This is a genomic window from Streptomyces sp. NBC_00523, from assembly GCF_036346615.1.
In the GTDB taxonomy this organism is placed as follows: Bacteria; Actinomycetota; Actinomycetes; order Streptomycetales; family Streptomycetaceae; genus Streptomyces.
The window spans coordinates 3,679,560-3,696,606 of record NZ_CP107836.1; the positions used below are offsets into that span (position 1 = coordinate 3,679,560).

Below are 17,047 nucleotides of genomic sequence, written 5' to 3' on the forward strand. Positions count from 1 at the left end.
CACGGTGACAGCCAGGCGATGTCCCGCCAACACACGAGTCATTTCTGGAGCCCCCGAGTGAGCAAGCGCACCTTCCAGCCGAACAACCGTCGTCGCGCGAAGACCCACGGCTTCCGGCTGCGTATGCGTACCCGTGCCGGCCGCGCGATTCTCGCGTCCCGCCGTAGCAAGGGTCGCGCAAGCCTGTCCGCCTGATCGCGTACAGGTCGTCATGACGTGCTGCCTTCCGAGAATCGGCTGAGGCGGCGCGAGGACTTCGCGACCGCGGTACGACGAGGACGCCGGGCCGGTCGCCCGCTCCTCGTCGTCCATCTACGAAGCGGTGCAACCGACCCGCACGTGCCTGGGGAGAACGTTCCCCCGCCGCGTGCGGGTTTCGTTGTCAGCAAAGCCGTGGGTGGTGCGGTCGTCCGCACAGCGGTGAAGCGCAGGCTTCGCCACCTGGTCCGAGAACGGCTCGCCCTGCTGCCCCCCGGTAGCCTGGTTGTCGTACGAGCGTTGCCCGGATCGGGTGACGCCGGCCATGAACAGCTGGCCCGAGACCTGGACGCCGCCTTGCAGCGGCTGCTGGGAGGGGGCGTGCGATGAAGTACCCGCTGCTGGCTCTCATCAAGCTGTACCAGTGGACGATCAGCCCACTTCTCGGGCCTGTCTGCCGTTACTACCCGTCGTGTTCCCACTATGGATATACGGCGATCGACCGGCACGGAGCGATCAAGGGAACGGCGCTGACAGCCTGGCGCATCCTGCGATGCAATCCGTGGTCACCCGGCGGCGTGGACTACGTACCACCACGCAAACGTCCGCGTTGGCACGAACTGCTGCGCAGCGCCATACGCGGCAGCAAGGGCGGGGACTCCGCCGCTGACGTGCCTCCCGGGGGTTCGGCCACCGAGCTCCCGAGTTCGGCCGCAGAGACTTCGCCCAATGCTCAAGGAGCCTGATTAGTGGACACGATTGCCAGTCTGTTCAGCTTCATCACCTGGCCCGTCTCCTGGGTCATCGTCCAGTTCCACAAGTTGTACGGGGCGATCTTCGGCCCTGACACCGGATGGGCCTGGGGTCTGTCCATCGTGTCCCTCGTGGTGCTCATCCGTATCTGTCTGATCCCGCTGTTCGTCAAGCAGATCAAGTCGACGCGGAACATGCAGCTGCTCCAGCCGAAGATGAAGGCGATCCAGGAGCGCTACAAGAGCGACAAGCAGCGTCAGTCCGAAGAGATGATGAAGCTGTACAAGGAGACGGGTACCAACCCGCTCTCCTCGTGCCTGCCGATCATCGCGCAGTCGCCGTTCTTCTTCGCGCTGTACCACGTACTCTCCGCGATCGCCTCGAACAAGAAGATCGGCGTCATCGACCAGTCGCTGCTGGACAGCGCCCGTCAGGCCCACATCTTCGGTGCTCCGCTGGCCGCCAAGTTCATGGACAGCGCGGAGAAGGTCGACGCCCTCGGCGCTTCGCTGACCGACGTCCGGGTCGTCACCGCGGTCATGATCGTGATGATGTCGGCCTCGCAGTTCTTCACGCAGCGCCAGCTGATGACGAAGAACGTCGACCTGACGGTCAAGACGCCGTACATGCAGCAGCAGAAGATGCTGATGTACATCTTCCCGCTGATTTTCGCGGTCATGGGCATCAACTTCCCCGTCGGTGTCCTCGTCTACTGGCTCACCACGAACGTCTGGACCATGGGTCAGCAGATGTACGTGATCAACCAGAACCCGACGCCGGGCAGCAAGGCGCAGGAGCAGTACCTCGGGCGCGTGCTGAAGAGCGTCACCGCGCACGGTGAGGTCCGCGGCCGGACCCGGCGCAACACTGTCAAGCGGATCGTGGCCAAGGGCCCGGACCGCAATGACATCGAGCGGAAGTTCGTTGTCGGACTGGCCAAGCTCGGCCTCGCTCCCCAGGAGGACGGCACGGTCACCAAGAGCGACACCGCCGCCGCCGAGGCCGAGGGCAGTGCCCCGCAGCGTCGCCAGCAGCCCAAGCGGCAGACGAAGGCGCAGCGCCAGACCGGTGCGGCCCACCAGGGTGGAGCCGGCGACGACTCCGACGAGCAGGCGTCCAAGACCTCCCTGAAGAAGAGCTCCGCGCAGGACGACAAGTCGAAGCCGGCGGGCAAGGCCGCGTCCGGCTCCTCACGCCAAGCCAAGTCCGGACAGCGCAAGGGCCCGCAGCGGCCCAAGCACCCGTCCAAGAAGTAAGAAGGAGTCCATCCGTGACGGAAGGCACCACCTCCACGGCCGCTGAGGGCAGCGACACCTTGACCCGCCTTGAGCAGGAAGGGGAGATCGCAGCGGACTACCTTGAGGGCCTGCTCGACATCGCCGACCTCGACGGCGACATCGACATGGACGTCGAGGCAGACCGGGCCGCGGTCTCGATCATCAGCGACTCGGCGCGCGAGCTGCAGAAGCTCGTGGGGCGCGACGGTGAGGTCCTGGAGGCGCTTCAGGAGCTGACGCGGCTCGCCGTGCACCGGGAGACCGGTGACCGGAGCCGTCTGATGCTGGACATCGCCGGCTTCCGGGCCAAGAAGCGCACGGAGCTCGCCGAGCTGGGTGCCAAGGCGGCCAACGAGGTCAAGAGCACCGGTGAGCCGGTGAAGCTGGACCCGATGACGCCGTTCGAGCGCAAGGTCGTGCACGACGCGGTTGCCGCGGCGGGCCTGCGCAGCGAATCGGAGGGCGAGGAGCCGCAGCGCTTCGTCGTCGTCCTGCCGGTCTGACCGGCTCCTTACCTGTCGGCCCCGTCTGTTCGCAGGCGGGGCCGATCTTTGTCAGCCTGATAGACAGCCACCATGGTGCGGTAGTGCGGTATGGAAGGACGGTCCCCCGTGACGGAGGAAGTAGCGCTTCCCCAGGCGCCCGACGAGGCCCGGGAGGTATTCGGTGAGAGCTTTCCCGAGGCTGTCCGGTACGCGGAGCTGCTGGCGGACGCGGGTGTCACGCGCGGGCTGATCGGGCCGCGAGAGGTTCCGCGTCTGTGGGAGCGGCATCTGCTGAACTGCGCGGTGCTCTCCGAGGTCGTTCCCGAGGGAGTCACGGTCTGCGACGTCGGGTCCGGGGCCGGGCTGCCGGGCATTCCACTGGCGCTGGTGCGCCCGGACCTGAAGATCACCCTTCTGGAACCGCTGCTGCGGCGGACGAACTTCCTCCAGGAGGTCGTGGAGCTGCTGGGGCTCGATCATGTGACCGTGGTCCGCGGCCGGGCCGAGGAGGTTCTCGGCTCCCTGCAGCCGGTGCATGTGGTGACCGCCCGGGCGGTGGCCCCGCTGGACCGTCTGGCCGGCTGGGGTGTGCCCCTGCTGCGCCCGTACGGCGAGATGCTCGCGCTCAAGGGCGACACCGCCGAGGAGGAGATCAACGGTGCTCGGGCCGCGCTCAGCAAGCTGGGCGTGGTGGACACCGAGGTGCTGCATGTCGGCGAAGGCGTGGTCGACCCCACGTCCACCGTGGTCCGGGTGGTGGTCGGCGAGAGCCCGGGCGGTGTGAGGTTCGCCGCAAAGCGAGCCAAGGCTGCGCGAACCAGCCGGACGCGACGTCGTCGCTGAGCCTCGCGCGGAGTGTCGTAGCTCCGTAGCTACGCTGCGGAGGCATCGTGTTTCACGTGAAACGTCGTTCTCTGCTGCATGGAATCATCGGCCGCGGTCATGAGGCAGCCGCCCCTCCCCATCGCAGGCCCGTTAGGGCTACGGAGTTGTCCACAGAAGTGGTTTCATCCACAGAAGAGCGGGCCTCGCTGGTTCACGACCCCGAAACCATGACAGGCTCTGCTCATTGCGAGCCTGAAGTCGAGGAGAGTGAATCCTTGCGGTCCGACGCCAACATCGCGGGGCCGATGACCGATCCGGTCCCCGGCCCCCGAACCGAATCGGCGGGGAACGGTGTTTCACGTGAAACACCGCCGCCGATGGACGACACACCCATCGGTCGTGCGGCCCAGCTGGCAGTGGAGGCCCTTGGCCGAGCCGGCGAGGGGCTGCCACGTCCCGAGCAGACCCGCGTTATGGTCGTGGCGAACCAGAAGGGCGGGGTGGGCAAGACCACCTCGACGGTCAACCTCGCCGCGTCGCTGGCTCTGCACGGGGCGCGGGTCCTGGTGGTGGACCTCGACCCGCAGGGCAACGCCTCGACGGCTCTGGGTATCGATCACCACGCCGAAGTTCCCTCGATCTATGACGTTCTGGTGGAGAGCAGGCCGCTCTCGGACGTGGTTCAGCCCGTCCCGGACGTCGAAGGTCTCTTCTGCGCCCCGGCCACCATCGATCTCGCCGGTGCGGAGATCGAGCTGGTGTCGCTGGTGGCGCGGGAGAGTCGACTCCAGCGCGCCATCCAGGCGTATGAGCAGCCGCTGGATTACATCCTGATCGACTGCCCGCCCTCGTTGGGCCTGCTGACGGTCAACGCACTGGTGGCCGGTGCGGAGGTGTTGATCCCCATTCAGTGCGAGTACTACGCGCTGGAGGGTCTGGGTCAGCTCCTGCGGAACGTCGAGCTGGTACGGGGCCACTTGAACCCCGACCTTCATGTCTCGACCATCCTGCTCACTATGTACGACGGCCGGACCCGGCTGGCGTCACAGGTCGCGGAGGAGGTCCGCAGCCACTTCGGCAAGGAGGTGCTGAGGACCAGCATCCCCCGGTCGGTCCGCATCTCCGAGGCACCGAGCTACGGGCAGACCGTGCTCACCTACGACCCCGGGTCCAGCGGGTCGCTCTCGTACCTCGAAGCAGCCCGCGAGATCGCGCTGCGCGGGGTTGGGGTGCACTACGAGGGACAGCACGCCCACACGGGCGGTTCGATCAGTCAGCAGAGCAATTCGGAGGGGATCCAGTGAGTGAGCGTCGTCGAGGGTTGGGGCGAGGGCTCGGTGCCCTGATCCCAGCCGCTCCGCAGGAGAAGCAGCTGTCGTCCGCCGGCTCCGGGGCTTCCTCGCCCGTACTGACCACGGAGCGGGGCGTGGCTGCCGCCAAGGTGGCCACGCTCGGGGCCACTCCCGTCGTGCCCGAGCCGAGCTCGCCGATGTCGGGGTCCGAGCCGACGGTCCCGGGCGATGTCGCCGGCGCGTACTTCGCCGAAGTGCCGCTCGACTCCATCACGCCGAACCCGCGTCAGCCGCGTGAGGTCTTTGACGAGGACGCGCTCGCGGAGCTGGTCACCTCCATCAAGGAGGTCGGCCTTCTCCAGCCGGTCGTGGTGCGTAAGATCGGGGCCGACCGCTTCGAGCTCATCATGGGCGAGCGGCGCTGGAGGGCCTGCCGCGAGGCAGGCCTGGAGCGCATCCCGGCCATCGTCCGGGCCACGGACGACGAGAAGCTTCTCCTGGACGCCCTCCTCGAGAACCTGCACCGGGCTCAGCTGAACCCGCTGGAGGAGGCGGCCGCCTACGACCAGCTGCTGAAGGACTTCAAGTGCACGCATGACCAGCTGGCGGACCGGATCGGCCGTTCGCGGCCGCAGGTGTCCAACACCCTGCGTCTGCTGCGGCTGTCCCCGCCGGTGCAGCGCAGGGTCGCCGCCGGGGTCCTGTCGGCGGGCCACGCACGTGCCTTGCTGTCGGTGGACGACTCCGAGGAGCAGGACAAGCTGGCCCATCGGATCGTGGCCGAAGGGCTCTCGGTGCGAGCGGTCGAGGAGATCGTGACGCTGATGGGCTCCAGGCCCACGAGCGCCAAGAAGGCCAAGGGGCCCCGGGCCGGGGCGCGGCTCTCCCCGGCGCTCTCCGATCTGGCATCGCGGCTCTCCGACCGCTTCGAGACGCGGGTGAAGGTCGACCTCGGGCAGAAGAAGGGCAAGATCGTCGTCGAGTTCGCCTCAATGGAGGACCTGGACCGCATCCTCGGCAGCCTCGCCCCGGGCGAGGGCCGGGTACTGGACCAGGCCCCCTCCGAGGATTCGGCCGAGGACGGCGAGAGCTGACGTACGCCGCACCCTGAGGGCGGGCTGTTTCCGGTTCACGGATCACAGCCCGCCCTTTGCTCTCTCGCGGTGTCGGCTTGATCCGGCGGTGGTTACGATGCGTTGTGGCAGGGCATTTCCGTCCATGACGCAGTGGGCGAGAGAAGTGAGGAACAGCCTTCATGGGGCGTCGGCTCGTACCGCTCACGCTGGACAACCTTCCCGACCTCCCCCGGCGCTGCCGCTCCTGTGTCTTCTGGGAACTCGACCCGGTCAGCGGAGAGGCCGCCGTGAAGAGCGGCACATCCGACCGGGAGAAGGAAGCGTGGATCTCCGGGGTTCTTCTGGAGTGGGGCTCCTGCGGGCGGGTGGTCTACGTCGATGACGTGCCGGCCGGCTTTGTGCTCTACGCACCACCCGCATACGTTCCGCGCGCCACCGCCTTCCCGACGAGCCCGGTCTCCCCCGATGCCGTTCAGCTGATGACCGCGCTGATCATGCCGGGCTACCGGGGCCAGGGGCTGGGACGGGTCATGGTGCAGACCGTTGCCAAGGATCTGATCCGCCGGGGATTCAAGGCGATCGAAGCCTTCGGAGATGCCCGGTGGAAGGAGTCGGCCTGCGTGCTGCCTGCCGACCACCTTCTGGCAGTGGGGTTCAAGACGGTACGCCCGCACCCGGTGCACCCTCGACTGCGGCTGGAGCTGCGCACGACGCTCTCCTGGAAGGAAGATGTCGAGCTGGCCCTGGACCGGCTCCTCGGAGCGGTACAGAAGGAGCCTGCGCTGCGGCCGTTGTGAGGTGCGTGCTCCATGGCCGCATGCAAAACGGGCCCGTCCTGGGGAGGACGGGCCCGTTTCACGTGAAACAAGCGGACGCAGCTTCTGCCTTACTGGTCCTTGTCGGCGATGAAGCCCGTGAGGTCGCGGAGGATGGCGGCCTTCGGCTTGGCGCCGACGATGGTCTTGGCGACCTCGCCACCCTGGTAGACGTTCAGCGTCGGGATGGACATGACGCCGTACTTGGCAGCGGTGGCCGGGTTCTCGTCAATGTTGAGCTTCACGATCTCGATCTCGTCGTGCTCGGCCGCGATGGCCTCCAGCGACGGAGCGATCTGGCGGCACGGGCCGCACCAGGCGGCCCAGAAGTCCACCAGCACAGGCTTGTCGCTCTTGAGGACGACCTCTTCGAAGGAGTCGTCGGTCACGTTCTTCAGGGCGCCGGCCACGGCGGCCTCCTAACTTCGCGGGGTGTGTGGGGATGTGAGTGAGGCGTGGATCAGACGGCGGCCGCCGGGGCGGCCTTCTCGTCGTCGGCGAGCGCGGCGAGGAAGCGCTCTGCGTCGAGGGCAGCGGAGCAGCCGGTGCCGGCCGCGGTGATCGCCTGGCGGTAGGTGTGGTCGACAACGTCGCCGGCACCGAAGACCCCGGACAGGTTGGTACGCGTCGAAGGTGCGTTGACCTTCAGGTAGCCCTCGTCGTCGAGTTCGAGCTGGCCCTTGAAAAGCTCGGTGCGCGGGTCATGGCCGACGGCGATGAACAGGCCGGTCACGGGCAGCTCGGACGTCTCGCCGGTCTTCGTGTTGCGCAGCGTCACGCCGGAGAGCTTCTGCTCGCCGTTGACTCCGGCGACCTCGCTGTCCCAGGCGAACTTGATCTTCGGGTCGGCGAAGGCGCGATCCTGCATGGTCTTGGAGGCGCGCAGGGTGTCGCGGCGGTGGATGATGGTGACCGACTTGGCGAAGCGCGAGAGGAAGGTCGCCTCCTCCATCGCGGTGTCGCCACCGCCGACCACGGCGATGTCCTGGTCCTTGAAGAAGAAGCCGTCGCAGGTCGCGCACCAGGAGACGCCACGTCCGGAGAGGGCGTCCTCGTTGGGGAGTCCGAGCTTGCGGTGCTGGGAGCCCGTGGTGACGATGACCGCCTTGGCGCGGTGCACGGTGCCTGCCGTGTCGGTGACGGTCTTGATGTCACCGGTGAGGTCGACGGAGACCACGTCGTCCGGGACCAGCTCGGCGCCGAACCGCTCGGCCTGGGCGCGCATGTTGTCCATGAGCTCGGGGCCCATGATGCCGTCCTGGAAGCCCGGGAAGTTCTCCACGTCGGTGGTGTTCATGAGCGCGCCACCGGCGGTGACGGCCCCTTCGAAGACCAGCGGCTTCAGCGAGGCGCGCGCGGTGTACAGGGCGGCTGTGTAGCCGGCCGGGCCGGAGCCGATGATGATCACATTACGCACGTCGCTCACGGGTTTCTTCCTCGTCTCTGCAGACTGCCTACTGTCCACGCCTACTGGGGCCGGTTCAACGACTCTCACCCCACCCAACGGATCCTACGGGGGATGCATTCCCGACGTGCCGGGGCGGCTGGCGGCGCCTTCTCAGCGGCGCGCGTAGGCGTGTGTCAGCAGCAGCTTCCCCTTGGCGGGAGGCTCGGCTCCCACGCAGGCCGCGTCCACTACATACGCCTGAACGCTGTCCGGTTCCGTGGGATGAGGCAGGAGGACGAGGAACGCGTCGGTGCCCTCGTAGCTGCCCCTCTCGACGGCGAGCGCCGGGCTGTTGCGGCCGATGCCTTCTTCCACGCACGCAGGGACGGGCACCGCGGGGGTCCGGAGCGGGGACTCGGGGGACAGGGAGTCCGAGGGATCCGTTTGGAGCGACGGCTGGGAATGGGGCGAGGACTGGGATCCGATAGAGGGAGCCTCGTCGTTCCCCTGGGGGGCCGGTGGGCTCTCCGTGCCGGAGGTCCGGCCCAGCAGCGTGTGGACCTGGTCCTCGAGGGTGGCTGCGGAGAACTCCTGCGAGCGGCTTTTCGGGGCCGTGGCCGTCGTGTCCTGGCTGACCCCCGCTGCGGAGGTGTCGCTTCGCCCGGCTCCCGGGACGTTCTGCAGCAGGAAGACGCTCATGCCGACCAGAGCAGCGGCCCCGAATGCGGAGGCGAGCAGAGTGGTACGGCGACGCCTCCGGCCTGGACGCCGGCCGGGGCCGGTGTTCGCATGCGCATGCCCGGCCGGGCGATCCGGGGCATGCGACCGGGATGGCGGGTTCCCGGCTATGTGCCCGGGCTCCTGCGGCGGCTCTGTTTCACGTGAAACATCGGTCGCTGAATCCGGCTCCGCGCGATGAGTCCGCGCCTCGGCGGCGAGGGCGGCATCGATGCGGTCGGCGATGTCTGTGGGCATGGGCTCGGGGGCGGGCAGGTCGCCGAGCAGCGCGCGAATCTCCTCCAAGGAGGCGAGCACATCGGCGCAGAGCTCACAGTTGCCCAGGTGGCTGCGGATCTCGGCTGCCCGGACTCCGGGAAGCAGGTCCTCGGTCAGGTCGGAGATCTCCGAGACTTCCGGGTGCTGGGTTGTGCCGGGTGTTGACGTCATCGGTGTCCACCTCCGCCCTTCATCACAGTGGGGTCGCTCGTGCCCGCGTCTCGTGGCCCGGCTGCCGGTGGGACGGATGCTCTGGGCGTCCGGTTCCCTTCCATGCCGGGTGTCTCGCCGGCGCGGCCGTCGCTGCGGAGATGCGTCAGCAGCGGCGCCAAGCGGGCCCGGCCCCGTGCGCAGCGGCTCTTCACGGTGCCTACGGGCACATCGAGGATGCGAGCGGTCTCCGCCACCGGGTACCCCTGCATGTCCACGAGGACGAGGGCCGCGCGTTGCTCGGCGGGGAGGGTGGCCAGCGCGGCGACGAGTTCGCGGTGGAGGTCATGGCGTTCCGCCGGGGCCTCTGCGGACTCATGGGGCTCCAGCAGTTGGTCGAGCCGTTCCGGGTCGTCGACGGGCGAGGTCTTCCGGGACGCGGCCTTGCGGACGCGGTCGAGGCAGGCGTTCACCGTGATGCGGTGCAGCCAGGTGGTCACGGCGGACTGGCCCCGGAAGGTGTGGGCGGCGCGGAAGGCGGAGATCAGGGCGTCCTGTACGGCGTCGGCCGCTTCCTCACGGTCGCCGAGCGTCCGCAGGGCCACGGCCCACAGCCGGTCGCGATGGCGTCGAGCCAGCTCGCCGAAGGCATCGGGGTCACCGGCGACATGCTGCGCGAGGAGGTCCTCGTCACTCGGTGGATCGGCGGCACCGGAGCCGTAGAGCTCGCGGTCTCCCCCCTCAGCTGTCGCCATCCGTGCATTCAAACCGATCCACGCCGGGAAGTAAATGGCGAGGTCGGGTGGATTGTATGAATGATGAAAAGGCGCGATTCGGTCGCGCTTCTGAGGTGCCCTGTCCGCCCAATATTGAGGGAAATCAGAAAGGGGACCACGTGAGGCAGAGGCGTATGAAGCGATACCTGGGAAAGGTTCTCCCGGCCGTTCTCACCGCACCCGTAGTCGTGGCGTTGCTCCCGGGTAGCGCCCAGGCGGCCACCTATTCGATGGACGGGAAGAATCCCATTTCCGCCGGGTGCTCCGGCGACGCCACCACTGTGAAGCGCTCGCTGATCGGCACCTCCAGCTGGACGCTCGGTGCCGTTGAGCTGCGGTACAGCGTCAAGTGCCACACTGCGTGGGCGCGGATCAGCCTTTCCGAGGACGTGTGGGGCAAGGCCCAGATCGTGCGGAACTCGGACGGTAAATCTTATAACTGTTCGAAGCTTTCCTACAGCTCGTCGCTCGGTACCTATACCTGCTACACGGGGATGGTCTACGACAAGGACCCGCTCTCCGCATACGCGGAAGGCTGGTCCCAGTACGACAACGTGAGTCTCCACTCGAAGACGCCTTCGTACTGACCTCTGCAGCGGTTCGCGACCAAGAAAATGGGGCTGGGCAGGATCCTCGGATCCTGCCCAGCCCCATTCTCGTGTTCGAAGCCGTCAGCTGGTGACCTTGATGTCCGAGACCTTCCCCCGGTAGTTGCCCTCGCCGCTCGGCGGGAGCTTGGTGAGCCAGACGAGCAGGTACCGCGCCTGTACGGGCTTGGAGGGCTTCAGCGACACCTGGGTCCCCGACCCCTGGGCGACCTTGTCGAAACCGGTGGGGCTGGTCGGCACCGTGGAGCCGTCGGCGGTCCGCAGCTCGACCGAGGTGTCGCCGCCGAGGAAGGACACGTCCACCTTGCCGACGCGCTGTGTCTTGCCGAGGTCGAGGACGACGCCGACGCCTGTTTTGAGATTGCCGAATTCGGCTGACGCGTACCAGTCCGTGTGCCAGTACGAGCTCGGGTCGTCGTCGTAGACGTTGCCTATGCTCTGCGGCTTCTCACTGCCGTCGGCGCCGAGCGGGTCGTAGTCCTGCGCGGTGACGATCGGAACGGGCTTGCTCTTCTCGACCGGCGGGGTGTCGTTGTTCTCCGGGTTGGACTGGGTGGTGCCGGGGTCACCGCCCGAGTTGTTGTCCCGGTCGATGAGCGTCTCGGCTAGCTGCCAGCTGCCCAGGCCCAGGGCGGCGATCAGCAGCGCGGACACGACCCACTTCAGCGCCTTGCCGGTGCGGCTCTGCAAGGGCGCGGGGGGCACGGGCACGACGGGCTGGGTGACAACGGGACCGGCCGCCGCCGGCCTTCCGTACGTGCCCTGCTGGTAGGTGGTCCGCTGGTACTCGGGCGGGGCGGTGAAGACGGGCTCGGGCGGAGGGATGCGGGGCATCGCCGCCACGGCCTTGGCGAGCTCGTCGGGCGTGGTGCACGGCTGCTCCTGGCGGGACGCCGTGGCACCGTCGTTGGCGAGTGCCCGCATGGCGATCTCGGAGAGGCCCCGGTGGACTCCGGCCCGCACCTGGTCGGGCGGGAGCAGCCCCATCCCCTTGGGAAGCCCGGTGAGCCCGTACGCATCGCTCTCGTACGGCCAGCGCTGGGTCAGCGCGGCGTACAGCAGGGCCCCGATCGCCTCCGTGTCGGCGCGCTGGGGGCCGTCGGACGTGATGCCTCGCAGGGCGGCGTTCACCGCGAGGCCGCGGATGCGGTACTGGCCGGACGAGCTGCGGAGCACGGCCCCCGGCGTGAGCCGCAGGTGGGCCAGGCCCTCCCGGTGCGCGGCAGCCATGGCCTGGGAGACCTGGCTGACGAGCTGGTACGCGTCGTGGGCGTCCATCGGGCCCGCGCTCAGCAGGGCCATGAGCTCGGTGGCGTCGGGAAGCCACTCGTGGACGACGTAGACGAGCTCGTCCTCCTCGACGGCGTCCAGGACCTGCACGAAGCGCGGGTCGCCGAGCAACGCGGAGGACCGGGCGGCGGCCAGGACCGAGCGTGCCCGCGGGTGCTCCGCGGGCAGGAGGTGGACCCCCACCGCGCGACGCAGCTTCTCGTCGACGGCCCGCCAGCTGCTGAACCCGTCCAGACGGGTGACGCATTCCTCCAGCCGGTACCGGCCGGCCAGCTTGTGACCGCTGTGCAGATCCGGGGTGGCCGGGAAGGTCTTCGATGCGGCTGTCTCGTCGGTCTCCTCCTGGGAGTCCGTGTCCGCCGCGTCCTGCGCTTCTGCCGTACCGTCGGTCGTGGCCTCGTCCGCCTTGGCGGTCAGCGGCTTGTCCCCGCTGTTGTCGGCCACGTCGACGGCAGCCGTGCTACGTTCCGCCACCGTCGTTCCTGCCTCCCCATCCGTTGCGCGATGCCAGCCAGCTCTGCTCTGCACAGTCACGCCAATTGTGCCCACACTCCGGCGCTATGCACGACACGCGGAGACCGGCGATGGTTGTGCGGACCGGCCGGCCTCAGCGGCCGAGCCGCCCCCTGACCATGCCGACCATGCCGTTGATCTCCTCGATCCGCATCTTCCTCGCCGCGACGAAGAACACTCCGAGCAGCAGGACACCGCCGCAGACCAGCGCGACGAGCGAGCCGAAGGCGCCTTCCCCGAGCACCTGCAGGAGGCCGAAGCCCGCGGCTCCGCCGACCAAGGTGGCGGGCAGCGCGGCGAGGCACAGCCTGGCGTAGGTGCGGACCACGTGCGCGCCGTCCAGGTCGCCGCCCAATCGGTTGCGCAGCCGGCGCCAGGCGATCCCGACGCCGACGGCGTAGGCCAGGCCGTACGACGCGGCCATGCCGACCACGGCCCACTGGGCGGGCAGCACGACGTAGCAGAGCGCGGAGGCCGCCGCGTTGACCAGGGCGACGATGACCGTGTTGTAGAACGGCGTCCGGGTGTCCTCGTACGCGTAGAAACCGCGCAGCACCACGTACTGCACGGAGTAGGGGATCAGGCCGAGGCCGAAGGCCATCAGGATGAAGCCCATGGAGCGGGCGGCCTCGGGGCCGCTGGAGGAGTAGAGCAGGGTGCACATCGGCACGCCCAAGGCGAGGAACGCGAAGGCGACCGGGACGATGGCCACGGCGGAGTTGCGGAGCCCCTGCGAGATGTCGTCGCGGACGGCGCCGGGGTCGTTGTCGTGGGCGGCCCGGGAGATCCGGGGCAGCAGGGCGGCCATGACCGAGACGGTGATGATCGCCTGCGGCATGCCCCAGATCAGCTGGGCGTTGGAGTAGGCGAGGAAACCCGCGCCGTTCTTCCCGGACGCCTTGCCGGCCGAGGTCGCGAGCTGGGTGACGACGAGCACACCGGCCTGGTTGGCGAAGACGAATAGCACCGTCCACTTCGCGAGCTTTATCGTCTTGCCCAGCCCGTGGCCCTTCCAGTCGAACCGGGGACGGAAGCGGAAGCCGGCCTCGCGCAGATACGGGATCATGGCCAGCGCCTGCACGACCAGGCCGAGCAGGGTGCCGATGCCCAGCAGGCGCACGCCCTCCGGCGGGATCGTGTCCACGCCCATGTGGGACTCGTGGGACGTGCCGTAGACCCAGATGAACATTCCGAACGTGAAGATCATGACGATGTTGTTCAGGACCGGGGTCCACATCATCGCGCCGAACTTCCCGCGGGCGTTGAGGATCTGCCCCATCACGACGTGCACACCCATGAAGAAGATGGTGGGCAGGCAGTAGCGGGCGAACGTCACGGCGACGTTGTTGGCCGCAGGGTCGTCCGCGATCGTCGAGGACATCAGCCGGATCAGCCAGGGGGCCGCGAAGACCACCACGGCGACGATGAGGCCGAGGGCAACCATCACGAGGGTCAGGAGCCGGTTGGCGTACGCCTCGCCGCCGTCCTCGTCGTCCTTCATCGAGCGGACGAGCTGGGGAACGAAGACCGAGTTGAGGCCGCCGCCCACGGTGAGGATGTAGATCATCGTGGGCAGCGTGTACGCGATGGTGAAGCTGTCGCCGAGCAGGGCAGCGCCGAGCGCCGCGGTGATCACGAGGCTGCGGACGAAGCCGGTGAGGCGCGAGACGAGCGTGCCGGCCGCCATGACCGCGCTGGACTTCAGCAGGCTGGAGGCGCGGCCGCCGGACTTGACCGGCGCAGGGGCGGGCTCGGGCTGGGCCGGGGCCGGAGCGGCGCCCGGGTTCGCGGGGCCTTCCTGGTCGCGGAAGAGGTGGGCGAAGGCGTCGGGCTCGTCGCGGTCCGCGGAAGCCTGTGTGACGAGGTCGTCCACGCCCACGAACTGGGTCGTCGCGGCGTTGTCTCCGTACGGGAGGTGGCGCGAGGGTCCGGCGGGCTCGGGCGGCGGTGTCTGGGCCCAGATACGGGGGTCGGGGGCGTACTGGGCCGCCGGCGGCTGCTGATAGAGCGGCTGCGGCTGCTGGTAGGTGCCGGGGGGCGGCGGCGGATGCGCGGCGCGGTCGTACAGCGCCTCGTCCACCGGGTCCTGGGCCGAGAGGTCCTGCGCCCGGTACGGGTCGTGGTCGTACGCGGACTGCAGATACGGGTCCGGCGCCGGTTGCTGCTGCGGGTCAGGGGGCACCGGAGGGCCGCCGGAGTACCCGGCCCCGCCCGTACCCTGACCGCGGTCACCGTCGTACGGCGCGTTCATCGAAACCCCACCTCATCGTCCCCGGCCGACCGGCCACGACAGACATCGCTCAACGGTCCACTTTCTCACCCGTGCCCGACGGCTCCGCGCTTTCGGGACCGGTGTCCGGCGTCGGGTCACTCGGCTGCTCGGGTTCACTGCCGTCGTCGCCCGCCGCGCCGCCCGCGTTGGCGCGCTTGCGATGTGCATACATCCTGATGCCGGCCAGCACCAGCAGCAGGAGCCCGCCGGCGATGACCAGAAGCACCGTCGGGGTGATCTCGGAGACCTTCACGGTGAAGGCCATCTCCTCACCGTACGGAGTCCCGTCCTCCGTGTAGAGCTGCGCGGTCATCTGGACCTGGCCGTTGATGTTGGCCGCCGCGTCGAACTTCACGGACTGGCTGTGCCCGGCGCCGATCTGGATGGGCTGTTCCGCGATGCTGCCGCCGTCGTTCAGCTTGAGCCGCGTCGCGTTGTCCGACTTCAGCCGCAGCACCAGGTGATCGACGTCCTGCAGCAGTCTGTTCTGCACGGTCACCGGGATCGTGGCGCTGCGGCCGGACAAGGTGATGTCCGACTTCGGGACGAGCTGGACCTCGCCGACGAGCCCCTGCAGATAGGTGCGGACCGAGTCCCGGTACTGCTGCGCCTTCAGCGGCTTCCCCCGCCACGAGGTCGACATGGACCGGTTGACGGCGTTGCCGAAGGGGGTCACCACCCGCTCGGGGTGGGTCAGGATGACCTGGAAGTTATTGAGCGAGGACTGGATGGACTTGATGTCCTGGAACGCCTGTGTGGGCAGCTCCTGGCGGCGCAGCTTCTTGGGGTACCGGGATGCCGGAGGCACATCGGTGGTCGCCTCGGAGTCCGGCTTGGTCGCCGCCGCCTGGGCCAGCCCCTCGGACTTCGTCCAGCGGTCGTCGTCCAGTGCGTGGAGGGCGCGTGCCATCGACTGCGCCTGGGCGACCGTGGGCGTGCGCTGGGGTGCCACGACGACGGAACGGTCCTTGTCCGTGTCCTGCTCGGCCAGGGCGAGGGTGAGGGCGAGGAACTTCTGCACGGCGAGCGTGGAGCTCCCGGCGTTGCCCATGTCGCCCTGGAAGGCCGTGGAGAGCCTCGCGTCGGAGACGACCGCCGTGGTGCCGCCGCCGATCGGGCGGGCGGCGGAAGGCGTGTAGACCAGGTTCCCGGTCTCGTCGAGGCTGTCGCTGCGGGCGATCACATGGTGGGCGCCGGCCGAGGTGGCGACGTCCACGATCGACGGGTCCACCGCACCGTCGACGGGCCATGCGAAGTCGGTGGACGGCTTCAGGTGGAGGATCGTCTCCACCGTCATCCCGGCGACCTCACTGGCGGTCTGCAGATGGCTGAGGGTGCCGGAGACGTTCTTGCCCCGGTGGGCGATCGAGGCCAGGTCCGGGTCGCCGAACGGCAGGGCCACGACCTTGCCCTCGGACACCGCCGCTTCCAGCGAGGTCAGCCACTTCTTGGCCACGTCCTGGTTCGTTCCGGCGACCGTGGTGTCGCCGGACTTGACCCGGTAGGGCTTGGTCATCGCGTCGACGCTGGCCAGCAGGTCCGGGTCGATGACCCAGGTCACGGGCAGCCGGCTGCCCAGGGAGACCATCTGTTCGAGTCGGCCGCCCGGCGCGATCTCCGCGGCCAGGTCGTCATCGGCGAATACCGGGGTCTGCTGCTCGTCCGAGCCGGTCTCCGCCGTGAGGTGCGCGGACGCGATCAGCGGCCAGAGGTAGCTGAGGCCGATCTTGGAGTCGCGGTCGCCGTCCTGCCAGGGCAGGAAGGTCCGCTTGATGCCGAGCACCTGGTCGTACACGGTGTGCGAGGTGCGCCCCGACAGCGAGACGCCCAGCTGGTAGACCCCGTCGTCCCCGAGATCCAGCTTGCTGACCGGTACGGACAGCGTGAAGTCCTGGCTGATTCCCGAGCGCAGCTTGTCGATCTCGACCGTGTACTTGCCGCCGATCGGATAGGGGTCGGTGCCGGGCAGGTATCCCGTGCGCCGGGCGGCCGCGTCGATGGCTGTCCGGCTGAAGAGACGGGGGCCGACCCGGAGGTCGACCTGGGCGTCGGTGACCGTCTCCTTGCCCTTGTTGGTCAGCGTTCCGGAGATCCGCAGCGTGTCCCCCTTCTCCGGGGCGCTGGGGGTGATCTCGTCCAGGGACACCGACACCGTGCTGGACCCCGTCGGAGCCTTGGCCGGGGCGTCGGCCCGGGCCGACGGGGCGGCGGCGCCCGCCAGCAGGGCGGCGACGAGCGGCGCCCCGGCGAGCACGGCGGCTGTGCGCCGCAGCCACCGGCGGGCAGGAGAGGGATGCATCCCCTGGATGTCTGCCGCCTCGGCCACGCGTACCC

17 protein-coding genes are annotated in these 17,047 nt (G+C 68.7%); 10 read left to right on the forward strand and 7 right to left on the reverse strand.

Going from position 1 to position 17,047, the window contains the following annotated elements; genetic code table 11:
• The first annotated feature begins 57 nt into the window (after positions 1-57).
• The 9 genes from rpmH (at position 58) to OHS17_RS16675 (ending at position 6,703) form a co-directional block, all read left to right on the forward strand.
• Complete coding sequence (rpmH, locus tag OHS17_RS16635; protein WP_006348049.1) at positions 58-195, forward strand: 50S ribosomal protein L34; 138 nt, start codon at positions 58-60, stop codon at positions 193-195.
• A 21-nt stretch (positions 196-216) separates the two neighbouring features.
• Positions 217-588, forward strand: coding sequence for a ribonuclease P protein component (gene rnpA / locus OHS17_RS16640; protein ID WP_073863861.1), 372 nt, complete (start codon positions 217-219; stop codon positions 586-588).
• Complete coding sequence (gene yidD / locus OHS17_RS16645; protein ID WP_073863860.1) at positions 585-944, forward strand: membrane protein insertion efficiency factor YidD; 360 nt, start codon at positions 585-587, stop codon at positions 942-944. Before rnpA ends, yidD begins: the two co-directional genes overlap by 4 nt.
• A 3-nt stretch (positions 945-947) precedes the next feature.
• Positions 948-2,207: a membrane protein insertase YidC gene (gene yidC, locus OHS17_RS16650; RefSeq protein WP_018101896.1), complete on the forward strand. Its 1,260-nt coding sequence runs from the start codon at positions 948-950 to the stop codon at positions 2,205-2,207.
• A gap of 14 nt (positions 2,208-2,221) precedes the next feature.
• Positions 2,222-2,731, forward strand: coding sequence for a Jag family protein (locus OHS17_RS16655; protein WP_330312810.1), 510 nt, complete (start codon positions 2,222-2,224; stop codon positions 2,729-2,731).
• A 108-nt stretch (positions 2,732-2,839) separates the two neighbouring features.
• Entirely contained in the window at positions 2,840-3,556 is a 717-nt protein-coding gene (gene rsmG / locus OHS17_RS16660; RefSeq protein ID WP_018101894.1) for a 16S rRNA (guanine(527)-N(7))-methyltransferase RsmG, read from the forward strand.
• A gap of 209 nt (positions 3,557-3,765) precedes the next feature.
• On the forward strand, positions 3,766-4,842 hold the full coding sequence (locus OHS17_RS16665) for a ParA family protein (protein ID WP_078498647.1): 1,077 nt from the start codon (positions 3,766-3,768) through the stop codon (positions 4,840-4,842).
• A complete protein-coding gene (locus tag OHS17_RS16670) occupies positions 4,839-5,924 on the forward strand; it encodes a ParB/RepB/Spo0J family partition protein (RefSeq protein ID WP_330312811.1) in 1,086 nt (361 codons plus the stop codon). Before OHS17_RS16665 ends, OHS17_RS16670 begins: the two co-directional genes overlap by 4 nt.
• A 161-nt stretch (positions 5,925-6,085) precedes the next feature.
• Positions 6,086-6,703, forward strand: a complete 618-nt coding sequence (locus OHS17_RS16675; RefSeq protein ID WP_073863857.1) for a GNAT family N-acetyltransferase — start codon at positions 6,086-6,088, stop codon at positions 6,701-6,703.
• 89 nt (positions 6,704-6,792) lie between these two features.
• Here OHS17_RS16675 and trxA read toward each other — a convergent pair whose 3' ends face one another.
• The 4 genes from trxA to sigM all read right to left on the reverse strand — a co-directional run bounded on the left by trxA (position 6,793) and on the right by sigM (position 10,009).
• Positions 6,793-7,131 carry a thioredoxin gene (gene trxA / locus OHS17_RS16680; RefSeq protein WP_018101890.1) on the reverse strand — a complete coding sequence of 113 codons (339 nt, stop codon included), beginning with the start codon at positions 7,129-7,131 and terminating at the stop codon, positions 6,793-6,795.
• A gap of 50 nt (positions 7,132-7,181) precedes the next feature.
• Entirely contained in the window at positions 7,182-8,147 is a 966-nt protein-coding gene (gene trxB / locus OHS17_RS16685) for a thioredoxin-disulfide reductase (protein WP_330312812.1), read from the reverse strand.
• 132 nt (positions 8,148-8,279) lie between these two features.
• The gene (locus OHS17_RS16690) at positions 8,280-9,275 is read right to left on the reverse strand and encodes an anti-sigma factor family protein (RefSeq protein ID WP_330312813.1); all 996 of its coding nucleotides are present in this window, start codon (positions 9,273-9,275) and stop codon (positions 8,280-8,282) included.
• Entirely contained in the window at positions 9,272-10,009 is a 738-nt protein-coding gene (gene sigM / locus OHS17_RS16695) for an RNA polymerase sigma factor SigM (protein WP_330312814.1), read from the reverse strand. The genes OHS17_RS16690 and sigM overlap by 4 nt, the downstream gene beginning before the upstream one ends.
• A gap of 155 nt (positions 10,010-10,164) precedes the next feature.
• Here sigM and OHS17_RS16700 point away from each other — a divergent pair, with 155 nt between their 5' ends.
• Complete coding sequence (locus OHS17_RS16700; protein ID WP_330312815.1) at positions 10,165-10,617, forward strand: DUF2690 domain-containing protein; 453 nt, start codon at positions 10,165-10,167, stop codon at positions 10,615-10,617.
• A gap of 84 nt (positions 10,618-10,701) precedes the next feature.
• Here OHS17_RS16700 and OHS17_RS16705 read toward each other — a convergent pair whose 3' ends face one another.
• The 3 genes from OHS17_RS16705 to OHS17_RS16715 form a co-directional block, all read right to left on the reverse strand.
• On the reverse strand, positions 10,702-12,402 hold the full coding sequence (locus tag OHS17_RS16705; RefSeq protein WP_330312816.1) for a protein kinase family protein: 1,701 nt from the start codon (positions 12,400-12,402) through the stop codon (positions 10,702-10,704).
• 133 nt (positions 12,403-12,535) lie between these two features.
• Positions 12,536-14,692 (reverse strand): murein biosynthesis integral membrane protein MurJ, encoded by a 2,157-nt coding sequence (gene murJ, locus OHS17_RS16710; protein WP_330312817.1) that lies wholly within the window; start codon positions 14,690-14,692, stop codon positions 12,536-12,538.
• Between the two features lie 49 nt (positions 14,693-14,741).
• Positions 14,742-17,039 carry a DUF6049 family protein gene (locus OHS17_RS16715; protein ID WP_330312818.1) on the reverse strand — a complete coding sequence of 766 codons (2,298 nt, stop codon included), beginning with the start codon at positions 17,037-17,039 and terminating at the stop codon, positions 14,742-14,744.
• Positions 17,040-17,047 lie beyond the last annotated feature (8 nt).